Source organism: Streptomyces sp. NPDC007917 (assembly GCF_042959105.1).
Taxonomy (GTDB): Bacteria; Actinomycetota; Actinomycetes; order Streptomycetales; family Streptomycetaceae; genus Streptomyces.
In genome coordinates, this window is record NZ_JBIBKK010000001.1 from 112,193 (window position 1) to 127,147 (window position 14,955).

Consider the following 14,955-nt stretch of genomic DNA (forward strand, 5'->3'; position numbering starts at 1 on the left):
CCGCAGCCTGATCACCCTTGCCTGCCCCGGAGCGCTCAGTCCTCGTGGCCGAGTTGGAGGTCGCGTTCGGTGCGGCCGCCGCCCGCGACCTGGAGGACGGTCGCGACGGGCGGATAGCCGGCCGCGATCACCGTGTACTCGCCCGCCGAGAGGTCGACGAAGCGGAAGGCGCCGTCCGCCGTGGTGGTGACCGTGTCGACGACGTTGCCCGCCGCGTCCAGCAGGGTGACGCGCGCGTCCTCGACGAGCCGTCCGCCGCCCGCCCGCACCACGCCGCGCAGCACGGCGCCGCCCGCGAGTTCGATGTCCTGCCGGGTCTCGCGGGCGGCCTGGACGGTGACCGGCAGCGCGGCGGGGCGGAAGGCGGGGGCGCTGGAGGCGAGGGTGTACTCGCCGGCCACCAACTCCGCGATCACATAGCCGCCGTCGATCCCGCTGCGGGTGGTGGCGACGACCTCGCCGCGCACATCGGTGAGGGTGACCGTCGCGTCCCGCACCGGGGCGCCGTCCGCGGTGCGGACCGTCCCGGCCAGCCGCCCGGCGCCGCCGAGCACGACGTCCAGGTCGACCGGGCGGTCGCCGACGGTGACGCTGACCGCCCGCGGCTGATGGCCGCCGGCCGCGGCGATCAGGATGTACGAACCGGCGCCCGGTGTGCTCAGCGCGTACCGCCCGTCCTCCCCGGTGGCCCCGCGCCCGATCTGGCGTCCCGCGACGTCGATGAGGGTGAGCGCCGCCCGTGGGACCGTGGTGCCGTCGTGGTGCTGGACGGTGCCGCAGACCGGGATGCCGGCGGTGGTGGGCGTCGGGGCGGCGCGGGGCACGGTGCGCGCGGCCGGGACGACGGGGTCTTGCTGGACGGCAAAGTCGGTGTGGGACACCAGAGGTTTCTCCTTCAGCAGGAAGGCGAGCAGGAAGCCCAGGACGAGCACCGGCACGAGATAGAGGAAGATCCGCGGCATGGCGTCGGCGTACGCCGCGATGTAGCCGTCGCGCAGCGCGCCGGGCAGCGAGTGCACCAGCTGCGGGGTGACCGACTCGGGGTCGGGGATCCCGGCGCCGGACGCCCCGGGATCGGCGCTGCCCGTGGGGAGTTCGACCGCGAGCCGGTCGGCGAGGCGGTGGGCGAAGAGGGTGCCGAAGACGGCCGCGCCGACACTGCCGCCCATCTGCCGGAAGTAGTTGTTGGCGCTGGTGGCGGAGCCGATGTCGGCGGGGCGTACGGAGTTCTGGACGGCGAGCACCAGCACCGGCAGGACCAGCCCCATGCCGAGCCCCAGGACCCCCATCCACAGGCTGTAGTCCTGGCGGGAGGTGTCCTCGTCCATCCGGGAGAGCAGCCACATGCCGATGACGGAGAGCGCGCCGCCGAGGATGGGGTAGATCCGGTACCGGCCGGTGGCGCTGATGAGCTGGCCCGAGGCGACGGAGGCCACGACCATGCCGCCCATCATGGGCAGCAGCAACAGCCCCGACTCGGTGGCGCTGACGCCGTCGACCATCTGGAGGAACGTGGGCAGATAGCTGGCGGCCCCGAAGAGCGCCACGCCGAGGACCATGCCGACGAGCCCGGTGACGCAGAAGATCGAGTCGCGGAACAGCCGCAGCGGGATGATGGGTTCGACCGCCACGGACTCGACGACGACGAAGAGGATCGCGCTGCCCAGCGCCCCGAGCGCGAGCCCGAGGATGACGCGGGACTTCCACGGGTATTCGGTGCCGCCCCAACTCGTCAGCAGCACCAGACAGGTCGAGGACACGGCCAGGAGCAGCGCGCCCACGTAGTCGAAGCGCGCCCGGCGGGTCTGCCTGGGCAGCTTGAGGGCGACGGCCACGACGGCGAGGGTGACCAGGCCGAAGGGCACATTGATGTAGAAGCACCAGCGCCAGGACAGGTGGTCGGTGAAGAAGCCGCCGATCAGGGGGCCCGCGACCGACGCGAGGCCGAAGGAGGCGCCGATGAGCCCCATGTAGCGGCCGCGTTCACGGGCCGGGACGATGTCCGCCATGATCGCCTGGATGCCGATCATCAGGCCGCCGGCGCCCACGCCCTGGACCGCCCGGAAGGCGATCAGCTCGTCCATCGTGCGCGACCAGCCCGCGAGCGCGGAGCCGGCCACGAAGACGGCGATGGAGAAGAGGAAGACGCCCTTGCGCCCCATGAGGTCGCCGAGCTTGCCGTAGACCGGCAGGACGATGGTCGAGGTGAGGAGATAGGAGGTGATGGTCCAGGACATCTTGTCCAGGCCGTGCAGTTCACCGACCACCTTCGGCAGGGCGGTGGCCACGATGGTCTGGTCGAGGGCCGCCAGCAGCAGGGTGAGCATCAGCCCGAAGAAGACCATCCGGACCCGGGCCGGGCTGAGCCCGGCCGGAGTGCCGCCGCCCGGCGCGCCAGGGCCCGCCCCGCCGCGGCCCGGCGCCTCCCCGGCGGCCTGGTGCGCGGCGTCGAGTGCGGCGTGGTGCGCGGCCTGATGTGTGGCCTGGTGCGCCGTCTGCCGTGTCGTCTCGTGTACCGGCAGGGCCTGCTGGGTCTGCTGCGCTTGCTGCGCCTGCTGGGCCGCTTCTTGTGCCGTCCGGGCCCAGGCGGGTACGGGCGCGGCGGCGCGCCCCGGCTCGCCCCCCTTGGCCACGGGGGTCCAGGTGATCCCGCCCACGTCCTTCTCCCCTCGTCGCGCCTGCACCGCCGCCCTTTTCTCGCATTACGCGACAACTGTGAGCAAGCGCGGCGAATCGCCGCTGACCGGTGGGGAGAGGGACGTGGGGGGCTTTCGCCCCGGTCGGAGGGTGTGCGGCGGTTAATCGCGCCGCGAAGAAAACCACCCGATCCGGTGAGCCTTCGGTTACTTCTGCTTCGCGACCTCGGTGGCGAGGTTGGCGAGCAACGCATCATAGATCCGGGCCAGGCCCTTGGGCGCGAAGGTCCGCTCGAAGAAGCCGCCGATGCCGCCCGCGCCCTGCCAGGTCGAGGTGACGACCACCCGCGCCTGCCCCTCGCCCGCCGGGGTCACGACCCAGGTGGTGACCATCGAGGAGTTACGGTCCTTCTCGACGAGCTCCCCGTCGGTCGGCTCGGTCACCTCGAGCAGACAGTCGCGCACCCGCCTGCTGGTGGCCTGGAGCTTCCAGTGGACCAGCGTGCCCTCACCGTCGCCGCCCTCGCGTACCTCGTACTCGCTGAACTGCTCCGGCAGCAGCCGGCCGCGCACACCGCTGTAGTCGGCGAGCGCGTCGAACACGTCCTCGGGGCTGCCCGTGACGATCCGCTCGGTGGTGGCCTCGACTTGGCCCATTGCTCTCCTCCACTCGCTGAACGGCGCCTCGGCTGCGGCGCCATCGACTGCGGCAAGCCAACCATTTTTGCTGGGACTTTGCCTAATTGGAGGCCGCCACCGGACGAGCGGCGGCGGCTGGATCAGCGCGCGGCGCGGACGCCGTCGAGGGCCACGCCGAGGACGCGGTCGCGCTGGGCGTCGTCAAGGAAGTTGGTCGCGGTGATCCCGGCCACCATCCGCAGCAGGTCATCGAAGTCGATATCGGTACGAATCTCACCGGCCTGCCGCGCCCGGTCGAAGAGCGGACCGCCCGCCCGGTACATCGACTCGCGGCAGGCCTGGAAGATGTCCGACTCGCCGTCCATGGCCTCGCGGATCGCCCGCTTGGTGACGCTGTAGCCGACGAAGCGGCGCAGCCATGAGTCCAGCGCCTCCCAGGGCTCCAGCGCGGCGGCCTCCCCGGCCACCCGGCAGAGCGCGGCGACCTCGTCGGCGTAGACGCTCTCGAAGAGATGGCGGCGGGTGGGGAAGTTCCGGTAGAGCGTGGCGATGCCCACCCCGGCGTGGCGGGCGATGTCCTCCAGCGGCGCGTCCGCGCCGCTCTCGGCGAACACCTCGCGCGCGGCGGAGAGCAGCGCGTCGTAGTTGCGCGCGGCATCCCGGCGGTGCGGGCGCTGCGCCGCGACGATCTCGTCGACGGGGAGCTGCGGGACGGTCACGGGGGCCTCCGGGCGGAATCGGGTCGAGGCAGGAGGGGAGTCGCTTGAAAGTGGAGGTTCACCTCCGTTAGAGTGGAGGTACACCTCCACTTTATCAGTCGGGGCCGTGCACTGCCGGTCGCGCACCCTCGTGCGCCCACCGTTCCACCGTGCCCGTGCCCCTGGTCGGCCGCGCCCGGCGCGCGCCGCCCGTCCCCTGTCCCGTCCGGAGAGGTCACCATGCCCCGCAGCTCCACCCGCCTCACCTTCGCGGTCCTCGCGACAGGCGCCGGCGTGTTCTCCATGCTCCAGTCGCTGATCGCCCCGGCCCTGCCGACCGTGCAGCACGCCCTGCACACCTCGCAGTCGACCGCGACCTGGGTGATGACCGCGTATCTGCTCTCCGCCTCGATCTTCACCCCGATCCTCGGCCGCGTCGGCGATCTGATCGGCAAGAAGCGCACCCTGGTCGCGGTCCTCGGCGCGCTGACGCTCGGCTGTCTGCTCGCGGCGCTCGCGCCCACGATCGGCGTCCTCATCGTCGCCCGGGTGATCCAGGGCGTCGGCGGCGCGCTCTTCCCGCTCTCCTTCGGCATCATCCGCGACGAGTTCGCCGCCGAGGAGGTGAGCCCCAGCATCAGCAACCTCTCGGCGGTCATCGCCGCGGGCGGCGGCGTCGGCATGGTCGCCGCCGGGCCCATCGTCAGCGCCCTCGACTACCGCTGGCTGTTCTGGCTGCCCGTCGGGATCGTCGCCGCCACCGCGCTGATCGCCCTGCGCTTCATCCCCGACTCCCCCACCCGCGCCACCGGACGCGTCAACTGGACCGGCGCCCTGCTGCTCTCGGGCTGGCTGGTCGCGCTGCTGCTGCCGCTCAGCCAGGCGACCGTGTGGGGCTGGGGATCGGCCCGGGTGATCATGCTCTTCGCGGCCGCCGCGCTGCTGTTCGCCCTGTGGCTGCTGGCCGAGGCCCGCTCCGCCCACCCGCTGATCGACCTGCGCGTCATGCGGCTGCCCGCCGTGTGGACCACCAACGCCGCGGCGCTGCTGTTCGGCGCGGGCATGTACGCGATCTGGTCCTTCCTCCCCGCCTTCGCGCAGACCTCGTCCGCCGCGGGGTACGGCTTCGGCGCCAGTGTCACCGGGGCCGGGCTGCTGATGCTCCCCATGCTGATCGCCATGTTCGCCGCGGGCGTGCTCAGCGGCCGCCTCGAACCGCGCCTCGGCGCCAAGCGGCTGCTGGTGACGGGCGCCGCGCTCGGCGCCGTCGCCTGTGGCTTCCTCACCCTGTGGCACGACCGGCAGTGGCAGGTGGCGTTCGTCGCCGGGATCTTCGGCCTCGGCATCGGCCTGGCCTTCGCCTCGATGGCCAACCTCATCGTGGGCAGCGTCCCCGCCGAGCAGACCGGCGCCGCGACCGGCATGAACGCCAACATCCGCACCATCGGTGGCTCCATCGGCGCCTCCGTCACCAGCGTGCTGGTCACCGGCCACCTCCAGCCCTCCGGCCTGCCGTACGAATCCGGCTACGCCCATGGCTTCGCCCTGCTGACCCTGCTCTGCCTCGCCGCCGCCCTCGCGGCCCTGCTCGTCCCGGCCCGCCGAGCCCGCCACACGGCCGGGACCCTGCGCGCCGCCGGCGGCCCCGCACTCACCGAGCCCCGGGCCACGGCGCCGGGCGCCCGGGGCTGACGGGGCCGACAGGACCGACCGGGCCGACCGGGCCGACCGGGACAAGGGCGACGCGGAACGCACGACACCGGCCTCCGGGGGTTGACACCCATGAATGAAACATGTGTTCTAATTCTGGGTACGAGCGAGACCCCCGGAGGTGCGAGCCATGCGCTGGGACAACCTGACCGACGGCGACGGGGCGGCCGCGCCCGCCCTCTTCCCGGCGGACGCGGTGACCACCCGCACCTTCGACACCCCCGAGTTCCGGGGCATCACCTTCCACGAGATCCGCGCCCGCTCGATCGTCAACCGGGTGCCCGGCGCCTCCCGGATGCCGTTCGAATGGACGGTGAACCCGTACCGCGGTTGCAGTCACGCCTGCGTCTACTGTTTCGCGCGCAAGACGCACAGCTATCTCGACCTCGACACCGGGCTCGGCTTCGACACCCAGATCGTGGTCAAGGTCAACGCCCCCGAACTGCTCCGCCGCGAGCTGGCCTCAGGCCGCTGGCGCGGCGAGCACATCGCCATGGGCACCAACGTCGACTGCTACCAGCGGGCCGAGGGCCGCTACCGGCTGATGCCCGGCATCCTCACCGCCCTGACCGAACGCGCCAACCCCTTCTCCATCCTCACCAAGGGCACCCTGATCCTGCGCGACCTGGAGCTGCTGCGGCGCGCCTCCCGCGTCACCGACATCGGCGTCTCCGTCTCGGTCGGCTTCACCGACCCCGAGCTGTGGCACACCGTCGAGCCGGGCACGCCCTCGCCCCAGCGCAGGCTGGAGGCGGTGCGCACGCTGACCGACCACGGCATCCCGTGCGGTGTGCTGATGGCCCCGGTCCTCCCCTTCCTCAGCGACTCCCCCGAGCAGCTGCGCGCGACCGTACGGGCCGTCGCGGCGGCCGGGGCCACCTCCGTGACGCCGCTCGTACTGCATCTGCGGCCCGGCGCCCGCGAGTGGTTCACGGCCTGGCTCACCCGCCACCACCCGCGCCTGCTGCGCCGGTACGACGCGCTGTACGAGGGCGGGACGTACGCGCCCCGGTGGTATCAGCGGCGGATCACCGGGATGGTCCACGAGTTCGCCGACGAGTACGGCATCGGCCCGTACCGCGCGGGCGCGCACCGGGGCGTCCCGGACCATACGGATACGGAGACGGACACGGACGCGGAGACGGAGACGGGCACGGCTGGGGTCACCGCCCATGCGCCCGACCAACTGACACTGCTGTGAGTGCCCCCACTCCGTGGGGGCGTCACACGCTCGCGCTCACCCTGTTCAGGGCGGCCGCCAGCCGGTCGCGGGCCTCGATCTGGGCGGCGATGCGCGCGTCGAGGACGGCGAGCCGGTCCCGGGCGATGTCGAGCCCTTCTTGACTGGGTTTCGCCCTCGTCATGTCGCCGTCCAGGCACGGCAGGAAGCAGCGGACGTCGTCCAGCGTGAGACCCACGGCGAGCAGATGCCGGATGTTGCGGACGCGGACGGCGGCGCGCTCGTCGTAGTCGCGGTAGCCGTTGTGCTCGCGCGAGGACGTGATCAGCCCCGCCTGCTCGTAGTGGCGCAGCGCGCGCGGCGTCACGCCCGTGGCCTTCGCCAGTTCCCCGATCCGCACCGGTCCCACCTCCGGTGCCGTTTCTATCAGCTGTCGCTCAGCCGCCCATCAGCCGATCACCGCCCCGCCGTCCACCGGCAGCACGACCCCCGTCACAAACGCCGCCCCCGGCGAGGCCAGTTGGACGATCGCCCACGCCACCTCCTCCGGCCGCCCGATCCGCCCCAGCGGGGTGTGGGCCAGCTGCCAGGCCCGCACCCGCACGCGCTGCTCGGGCGTCAGCCCCTGGTGCTCCCCGATCGGGGTCTCGATCGCCCCGGGCGCGACGGCCACCACCCGCACCCCGCGCGTCGCCAGCTCCACCGCCCAGCTGCGGGTCAGCGTTTCGAGGGCGGTCTTCGTCGCCGCGTAGAAGGAGTTGCCCGGCCAGGCCCGCTGGCCGACGGAGGTGCTGACGTTCACCACCACGCCGCCGCTCTCCTCCAGCGGGCCGAGGGCCGCCCGTGTCAGCAGGACGGGCGCGAGGAGGTTGGTCGCCAGAAGTGGGGCGGCCAGCTCGGGGGTGATGTCGCCAAGCGCCGCGGAGCGCACGACCGCGGCGTTGTTGACCAGCACATCCAGTCGCCCGTACGACTCGGTCACGCGCCGCACGATGTCCTCGGCGGCGCCCTCCGCGGTGATGTCGGCCGGAAGGGGCTGAATCCGCGGGTGCCCCGCCGCCGTCTCGTCCAGCGGCCCCGGCCGCCGCCCGACAACCACCACCCGCGCGCCCTGCCCGGCGAGCGCACGGGCGGTGGCCCGGCCGATGCCGGTGCCCGCGCCGGTGACGAGTGCGACCTTGCCGGCGAACGGGAGAGTGGTTTCGCTGTCGCTGTTGTCGTTCATGGCCGGGATCCTGCGACCCTGCCGCCAACGACAGGGTCAAGCAGCCTACGGTGGACGGATGGACGGCGTAACCGTAAGGCTCATGACGGAGGCGGACATCGACGCTGTGGCGGCGGTGCGGGTGCGCGGCTGGCAGGCGGCGTACCGGGGGCTGATACCGCAGGCCCACCTGGACGGCCTGAGCGTCGAGGAGGACGCGGCGCGGCGGCGGGAGTTCTTCTCCCGGGGCGTGGGGGACGTCGTCAACCTCGTGGCCGAGAGCGCGGTCGGCGAGGTGGTGGGCTGGGCGTGTCTCGGCCCGTACCGTGACCACGATCTGCCGTCCGGCGACGCGGAGTTGTACGCGATCTACGTACGCCCCGACCTGATCGGCACCGGCATCGGGCACGCCCTGCTGACGGAGTCCGTCACCAGGGCCGCCGAACGCGCCTTCCCGCACCTGCGGCTGTGGGTCCTGGAGGGCAACACCCACGCGCGGCGCTTCTACGAACGCGCGGGATTCACCCCGGACGGCGGCAAAGAGGACTACGAGGTGAACGGCGTCCCCGTCCCCGAACTCCGCTACGTACGAACTCTCGCCCTCACGCCGGCCTGAGGCCCCAGCGACACGTCCCCCGACGGCGGTCCCCGTAGGCGGCGCCTCCCGAGGACGCGACGCCGGGCCCCGCGCAGCGGTCCTCCGGCGCGCGGAGCCGCCCGCCGCGACCGCGCAGCGGCGCGGTCCGCGCGAGGCGCGCCATGCCCGGCCCCGGACCGCACGCCCGGCGTGCGGTCGTCCGCCGCCGCCCCGCGCTCACCACGCCCCCGCGCCTCAACGCACCCGCGGCCCCGATCAGTCAGGAGGGCGGCGGGCAGCGCCAGGCCGCAGAACCGACCGCCCACCGCCACGCGTCACCGCACCCGCGCCCGACCCGGCTTGTCCGGCGCGGGGCGGCGGGCGGCGCCGTCGCCGCCGCCCGCGAGACCGCCCCCGCCGCTGATGCGGGCCAGGGCCGCCGCCGCGGCCGCGCTCAGGCGGGGGTGGCGGGAGGCGGAGGTGAGGGCTGGGACGGCGCGTTCGTCGCCGATGGCACCGAGGCCTTCAACACAGGCGCGGGCGATCGGCCAGTGGCGGTCGCGGGCGGCCAGTTGGCGTTCGAGGGCGGCGACGAGGGCCGGGACGGATTCGGGGGCGCGGAGCTCGACGAGGAGGCGGATGGGGTGGAGGGAGTAGGCGGTGCGCAGCGGGTTGGTGGCCAGGGCGGCCGCGGCGCGGGCGGTGCGCGGATCGCCGAGGCGGGCCAGGACGCGGGCGGCGGTCGCACAGCGCGCCGGTTCGCGGTAGTTGAGCAGGAGCACCAGGGTTTCGAAGGCGCGCCGGTCGCCCGCGCTGCCGAGCACGAACGCGGCGGTCTCCCGCGCCCACAGCGGCTGCTCGGGCGCGACGAGGATGCGGGCGAGCTGTTCGCGGGCGGCGGGGGTGCCCTGCCGTACGAGCGCGAGCAGCGAGGCGTGGGCCCTGGTCTCCTCCGGGGACGAGAGCGAGGCCCGCACCCGGTCGGTCAATACGCGGAATTCTTCGTCCATGTCGTGGTCTCCCCTCCCCGGTGACCGGCGCCCCGGCGCGCGGGTCACAAAGTGAGCTCTGGCGTCTTGGTTACCCGCGAGTTAAACTGGCCACACGAGCAGCACCCCTGCTCTGGCGGCCTGGTGACGCAGCCGCCGTGTGAAGTCGGTTCGGCAGTGCAGATGTGTACGGCCTGGCCCCGGGACAGGGCCGGCCGGGTGTCTCCCAGGGGCAGTTTCCTCCGTGTGGCGCTGTCCGTCAGGGAGCGTGCAAGCCCTTCCGCCGGAGTTTCGTGTCAGCCCGCCGCGCATGACCCAAACGCGCATGACCGAAAGCTCCTCTCAGTCGTCACGTCATCCCCACTTCCGGGGAACACCCTCTGGAGTCCGCGATGGACCGTCTTCCGACCAACGACGCCGGCCGTCCCTCCGGCCGTACGGCCAGCCGCACGCCTGGCCCCGCGCCCAGCCGTACGCCCTCCCCAGATCTCTCCCCCTCCAAGGCCCCGCTCACTACTGTCGCCGTCATCGGGCTCGGCACGATGGGCACCGGAATCGCCGAACTGCTGGCCCGCGCGGGCCGCGAGGTGATCGGCGTCGACATCAGCGAGAGCGCCGCCCGCCGGGCCTTCGCCGCGCTGGAGAGCGCCACCGCCCGCGCCGTGCGCCGCGAGCGGATGACCGAGTCGGAGCGGCAGGACGCGCTGGCCCGCTTCCGCGTCCGCACCGATCTGCGGGCCGCGGCCGACGCCGATCTGGTGATCGAGGTGGTGCCGGAGAGCTATGACCTCAAGCAGGAGGTCTTCGCGGCCCTGGACGCCGTCGTCCGGCCCGACACCATCCTGGCGACCGGCACGAACGCGCTGTCCGTGACCCGGCTGGCCGCCGACTCCGCCCGCCCGGAGCGCGTTCTCGGCCTGCATTTCTTCCACCCCGCGCCCGCCATGAAGCTCGTCGAGATCGTCTCCAGCGTGCTGACCGCGCCGGCCGCCGTCGCCGCGGTCACCGCGCTGGCCCGCGATCTCGGCAAGGAGCCGGTCGCGCTCGGCGACCGGCCGGGGTTCGTCGCCGACGGGCTGCTGTTCGGCTATCTCAACCAGGCCGCCGCGATGTACGAGGCGAAGTACGCGGCGCGTGAGGACATCGACGCCGCGATGCGGCTGGGCTGCGGCCTGCCGATGGGCCCGCTGGCGCTGCTCGACCTGGTCGGCATCGACACGGCCCGTACGGTCCTGGAGGCGATGTACGCGGCCTCCGGGGACCGGCTGCACGCGCCCGCGCCCGTCCTGGGCCAGCTCGCCGAGGCCGGGCTGACCGGCCGCAAGGCGGGCCGCGGCTTCTACACGTACGACGCGCCGGGCAGCGGTGCCGTGGTCCCGGACGCGCTGACCCCGGACCCCGCCGCCGGGGCCACGGTCGCCGCGCGGCCCGTCCGCGCGGTGGGGGTCGCAGGCTCGGGCACCATGGCGAGCGGGATCGCCGAGGTCTTCGCCAAGGCGGGCCACGACGTCGTCCTGGCCGCGCGCACCCCGCAGAAGGCGGAGGCGGCCAAAACCAGGATCGCCCGGTCCCTGGAGCGGTCGGTGGCCAAGGGGCGGCTGAGCGAGCAGGACCGCGACGAGACGCTGGCCCGGATCGCCCCAGCGGGGTCGCTGGACGCCTTCGCGGACGTGGACCTGGCCGTCGAGGCGGTGGCGGAGGACCTGGCCGTCAAGCAGCAGTTGTTCGCGACGCTGGACAAGGTCTGCAAGCCGGGCGCGGTGCTGGCCACCACCACCTCCTCCCTGCCGGTGATCGCCTGCGCCCGCGCGACCTCGCGCCCGCAGGACGTGGTCGGCCTGCACTTCTTCAACCCGGCGCCCGCGATGAAGCTGGTCGAGGTGGTGCGTACGGTCCTCACGGCGGACGACGTGCGGGCCACCGCGCACGCGGTGTGCCGGGCCGTGCGCAAACACCCGGTGGACTGCGGCGACCGGGCCGGCTTCATCGTCAACGCCCTGCTGTTCCCGTATCTCAACAACGCGGTGAAGATGGTCCAGGAGCACTACGCCTCGCCGGACGCCATCGACGCCGCGATGAAGCTCGGCGGCGGCTATCCGATGGGCCCCTTCGAGCTGTTGGACGTCGTGGGCCTGGATGTGTCCCTGGCCATCGAGCGGGTGCTGCACCGCGAGTTCCGGGAGCCGGGCCTCGCGCCGGCACCGCTGCTGGAGCACCTGGTCGCGGCGGGGTGCCTGGGGCGGAAGACGGGACGCGGCTTCCGCGAGTATGCGAAGGCCTGAGGAGCGGGCGGGCTGGGGCGGGCTGCTGGAGCCCGCCCCGGGTCCGCAGCCGGGGCCCCCGCCGGGCTCCCCGCCGGGTCCGCCGCCGCAGGAGCCCCCGGCGGCCCCGGCGGCCCCGGGGGTCCAGGGGGCATCCCCCCGGAAAATGCAGTACGTTCCCCACATGTCCCAGCCCCTGAAGGCCACTCGTACGCCGCGTACGAACCGCTCGAACTCCTCCACCGGCAGCGGAAGCGCCGGCGCCCGCCGGGCCTCCGCGCAGCGCCTGACCATGCGCCGCAAACTGGCGGCCGCGGCCATGGAGTTGTTCGCCACGCAGGGCTACGAGGCGACGACGGTCGACGAGATCGCGGCGAGAGCGGGGGTCGCCCGCCGCACCTTCTTCCGCCACTTCCGCTCCAAGGAAGAGGCGATCTTCCCGGACCACGACGACACACTGGTGCGGGCCTCGGACGTGCTGGACGCGGCACCGCCGCACGAGCACCCGCTGGACACGGTGTGCCGAGGAATCAAGGAGGTCATGCGGATGTACGCCGCCTCCCCCGCGGTCTCCGTGGAGCGCTACCGCCTGACCCGCGAGGTGCCCGCCCTGCGGGAGCGCGAGATCGCCTCGGTGGCCCGCTACGAGCGGCTGTTCACCCGCTATCTGCTGGGCCACTTCGACGAGGGCGCCCACCACGACGGCGACGACGACCCGCTGCTCGCGGAGGTCGCCGCCTCCGCCGTGGTCACCGCGCACAACCACGTGCTGCGGCGCTGGCTGCGCGCGGGTGGCGTGGGCGATGTGGAGGCGCAGCTCGACCACGCCTTCGACATCGTCCGCCAGGCCTTCGGCACGGGCATCGGCGCCGCCCGCCCCGTCCCCACCCGCCCGGCGGCCACGGTGTCGTCCAAGGGCGAGGAGGAGGACGTGGTGGTGATGGTCGCCCGCACGGACGCCCCGCTGGACGAGGTGATGCGCACGATCGAGCAGGCCCTCAAGCGGTAGCGTCCGCCCGCAGCGGGTCCCCGCTGACTTTGCGGTGAGTATGGGACAGCGACACGCCGACGTCACGGCGTGTCGCTGTCCCATACTCACCGCAAACGCACCGCCGCTACCCCGCCCGCGTGAAGCGGACCGCGAAGCCGCCGTTCTTTGGGATGGCCACCGACAGCCGGGAGGCGGACGTCACCTCCTGGGTCTCGGTGACGATCTGGCCGTCCGCGCCGTCCTTGTAGAGCTCGGCGCGCCACTTTCCCGTGCCCAGGAAGCTCAGCGGCTCGTCCAGCGTGCGCGCGTCGCCCGAGGTGATCGCGCCGAGGTACCAGTCGTCGCCGGAGCGGCGGGCGAGGACCGCGCGGTCGCCGGGGGCGCCGTCGACGAGCTCGGTCTCGTCCCACACCGTGGGCACGTCGCGCAGGAACTTCCGGGCGAGCGGCCTGCTGTCGTACGCCTCGACGCTGTCGGCGAAGTGCTGCACCCCCGACTCGTACACCACGGACAGCGCGAGCTCCGCCGCGTCGCTGGTGGGCCGCACCCCGGTGAAGGTGACGGGGGTGAAGTCCATGGAGCCGATGAGGTTACGGGTGAAGGGCAGCGTGGTGTAGTGCGCGGCCGGGAAGGGTTCGCGGCCGGGCTTGGGGCGGGTGCCCTCGGCGCCCTTGACCGCTTCGGTGCTCATCAGCTGGGGCCAGGTGCGCTCCTGGCCGCGCGGGATGGTGGCGCCGTGGAAGTTCAGCATGAACCGGTACTTCGCGCTGTCCTTGAAGACCGCGTCGTACCAGCGCATCCGGTCCTGCCCGTCGGACTCCAGGAAGTCGATCTTCAGCCCGACCACGCCCCAGGACTTCCACAGCGGCATCAGCCGGTCCCGCTCGCTCTGCGCGTCGATGGTCTGCCAGCGCGCCCACAGCCAGATGCCGACGCCCTTCTCCTTGGCGTAGGCGGTCAGCTCGGGCATCCAGTCGTTGCTCCAGCCCGAGTCGACGAGGACGTAGCTCCAGCCCTCCCGGGCGGCGAAGTCGACGAACTTCTTCTGGGCGGCGAGGCTGGTCGGGCTCTGTCCGTCGGACCACCAGGACCACGCGGCCTTGCCCGGCTTGATCCAGGAGGTGTCGGCGACCTTGGAGGGCGCGGCGAGGTCGGTGGGCAGGTCGCTCTCGGTGACGGTGGCCAGGTCGCCGATGACCAGGGTGCGCCAGGGCGTGGTGAGGCCGGGGGAGCTGACCTCGGCGGGGTCGGGGAGGGTCAGCTCGAAGCGGTCGGTGGCGGCGTCGAGGGTGAGGCGGGAGCCGCCGTAGGAGCTGTTGAGGTCGGCTTCCTCGACGAGCATCCAGCTGTCGCCGATGTGGAACAGCGAGGGGTAGCCGTAGTCGCCGCCTTCGGCGTCGGCGACGGTGGTGTGGTCGTGGGCGGATTCGTAGTCCTGGCGGCCGTTGTCGTACGGCAGCAGGAAGGAGTCGGCGGTGGGCGGGACGGCGAACTCGGTGGCCTCGCCGAGCACGGTGACGGTGCCCTTGCCGGGCAGCGCGTAGCGGTAGGCCAGCCCGTCGGCGGAGACCCGGACGACGACCTTGAGGGTCCGCCCCTGCTTGCGGAAGGTGAAGGTGGACTCGGAGGCGTCGGAGGTGTGGTGGGTGCGGCGCCCGCTGACGGTCGTGTACGTCGCGTGGATGCGCCGGTCGCTGCGCCCTTCGTAGCGCAGCCCGGTGCTGAAGTCGGTGTCGGCGGTGCGGATACCGAGCGCGGAGGGGCGCAGGACGGTGGTGCGGCCGTGCTGGGCGGAGAGGGTGAGACCGCCCTCGCTGGTCAGGGTGAGCTGACCGCTGACCTGGCCCTGTCCGGTCAGCCGCCAGCTGTGGCCGCCGGCTTTCCCCTCGGCCTGGGCCTGTAGGGGTACGAGGACGGCCACGGCGCAGGCGATGGCCGCCGCGGCTCTGGTGGCCTTGGATCGTATGACGCGCAACGTTCCCTCCCGATGGAGTCGGCTCTGGGGGTGCGGCAGGAGTGCGGCTCTATACATCTGACCTATCCAGTGTCTTGACGCATCATTAGCCCGTT

General features: G+C 73.0%; 12 protein-coding genes. 5 read left to right on the forward strand and 7 right to left on the reverse strand.

What is annotated here, in order from left to right; genetic code table 11:
- Positions 1–35: 35 nt before the first annotated feature.
- The 3 genes from ACFZDL_RS00505 to ACFZDL_RS00515 all read right to left on the reverse strand — a co-directional run bounded on the left by ACFZDL_RS00505 (position 36) and on the right by ACFZDL_RS00515 (position 3,994).
- A complete protein-coding gene (locus ACFZDL_RS00505; RefSeq protein WP_353590568.1) occupies positions 36–2,657 on the reverse strand; it encodes an MFS transporter in 2,622 nt (873 codons plus the stop codon).
- Between the two features lie 186 nt (positions 2,658–2,843).
- On the reverse strand, positions 2,844–3,293 hold the full coding sequence (locus ACFZDL_RS00510; protein WP_353590569.1) for an SRPBCC family protein: 450 nt from the start codon (positions 3,291–3,293) through the stop codon (positions 2,844–2,846).
- A 122-nt stretch (positions 3,294–3,415) separates the two neighbouring features.
- The gene (locus ACFZDL_RS00515) at positions 3,416–3,994 is read right to left on the reverse strand and encodes a helix-turn-helix domain-containing protein (protein WP_353590570.1); all 579 of its coding nucleotides are present in this window, start codon (positions 3,992–3,994) and stop codon (positions 3,416–3,418) included.
- Positions 3,995–4,213: 219 nt separating this feature from the next.
- Between ACFZDL_RS00515 and ACFZDL_RS00520 the strand changes: the two genes are divergently transcribed.
- Both ACFZDL_RS00520 and ACFZDL_RS00525 read left to right on the forward strand, forming a co-directional pair.
- Entirely contained in the window at positions 4,214–5,665 is a 1,452-nt protein-coding gene (locus tag ACFZDL_RS00520; protein WP_353590571.1) for an MFS transporter, read from the forward strand.
- A 148-nt stretch (positions 5,666–5,813) separates the two neighbouring features.
- Complete coding sequence (locus ACFZDL_RS00525; RefSeq protein ID WP_353590572.1) at positions 5,814–6,884, forward strand: Rv2578c family radical SAM protein; 1,071 nt, start codon at positions 5,814–5,816, stop codon at positions 6,882–6,884.
- Positions 6,885–6,906: 22 nt separating this feature from the next.
- Here the strand turns inward: ACFZDL_RS00525 and ACFZDL_RS00530 are convergent, their stop codons facing one another.
- Both ACFZDL_RS00530 and ACFZDL_RS00535 read right to left on the reverse strand, forming a co-directional pair.
- Positions 6,907–7,263, reverse strand: coding sequence for a MerR family transcriptional regulator (locus tag ACFZDL_RS00530; protein WP_353590573.1), 357 nt, complete (start codon positions 7,261–7,263; stop codon positions 6,907–6,909).
- Positions 7,264–7,311: 48 nt separating this feature from the next.
- A complete protein-coding gene (locus ACFZDL_RS00535) occupies positions 7,312–8,088 on the reverse strand; it encodes an SDR family oxidoreductase (RefSeq protein WP_353590574.1) in 777 nt (258 codons plus the stop codon).
- 82 nt (positions 8,089–8,170) lie between these two features.
- On the opposite strand from ACFZDL_RS00535, the gene ACFZDL_RS00540 reads away from it, so the two are divergent.
- Positions 8,171–8,683 carry a GNAT family N-acetyltransferase gene (locus tag ACFZDL_RS00540; protein ID WP_353590575.1) on the forward strand — a complete coding sequence of 171 codons (513 nt, stop codon included), beginning with the start codon at positions 8,171–8,173 and terminating at the stop codon, positions 8,681–8,683.
- 296 nt (positions 8,684–8,979) lie between these two features.
- On the opposite strand, the gene ACFZDL_RS00545 is transcribed toward ACFZDL_RS00540, so the two are convergent.
- On the reverse strand, positions 8,980–9,654 hold the full coding sequence (locus ACFZDL_RS00545) for a HEAT repeat domain-containing protein (RefSeq protein WP_353590576.1): 675 nt from the start codon (positions 9,652–9,654) through the stop codon (positions 8,980–8,982).
- Between the two features lie 371 nt (positions 9,655–10,025).
- Here ACFZDL_RS00545 and ACFZDL_RS00550 point away from each other — a divergent pair, with 371 nt between their 5' ends.
- Positions 10,026–11,915, forward strand: coding sequence for a 3-hydroxybutyryl-CoA dehydrogenase (locus ACFZDL_RS00550; RefSeq protein WP_353590577.1), 1,890 nt, complete (start codon positions 10,026–10,028; stop codon positions 11,913–11,915).
- 163 nt (positions 11,916–12,078) lie between these two features.
- Positions 12,079–12,903, forward strand: a complete 825-nt coding sequence (locus ACFZDL_RS00555) for a TetR family transcriptional regulator (RefSeq protein ID WP_353590578.1) — start codon at positions 12,079–12,081, stop codon at positions 12,901–12,903.
- Positions 12,904–13,009: 106 nt separating this feature from the next.
- Here the strand turns inward: ACFZDL_RS00555 and ACFZDL_RS00560 are convergent, their stop codons facing one another.
- Positions 13,010–14,860: a glycoside hydrolase family 97 catalytic domain-containing protein gene (locus ACFZDL_RS00560; RefSeq protein ID WP_353590579.1), complete on the reverse strand. Its 1,851-nt coding sequence runs from the start codon at positions 14,858–14,860 to the stop codon at positions 13,010–13,012.
- Between the last annotated feature and the right edge of the window lie 95 nt (positions 14,861–14,955).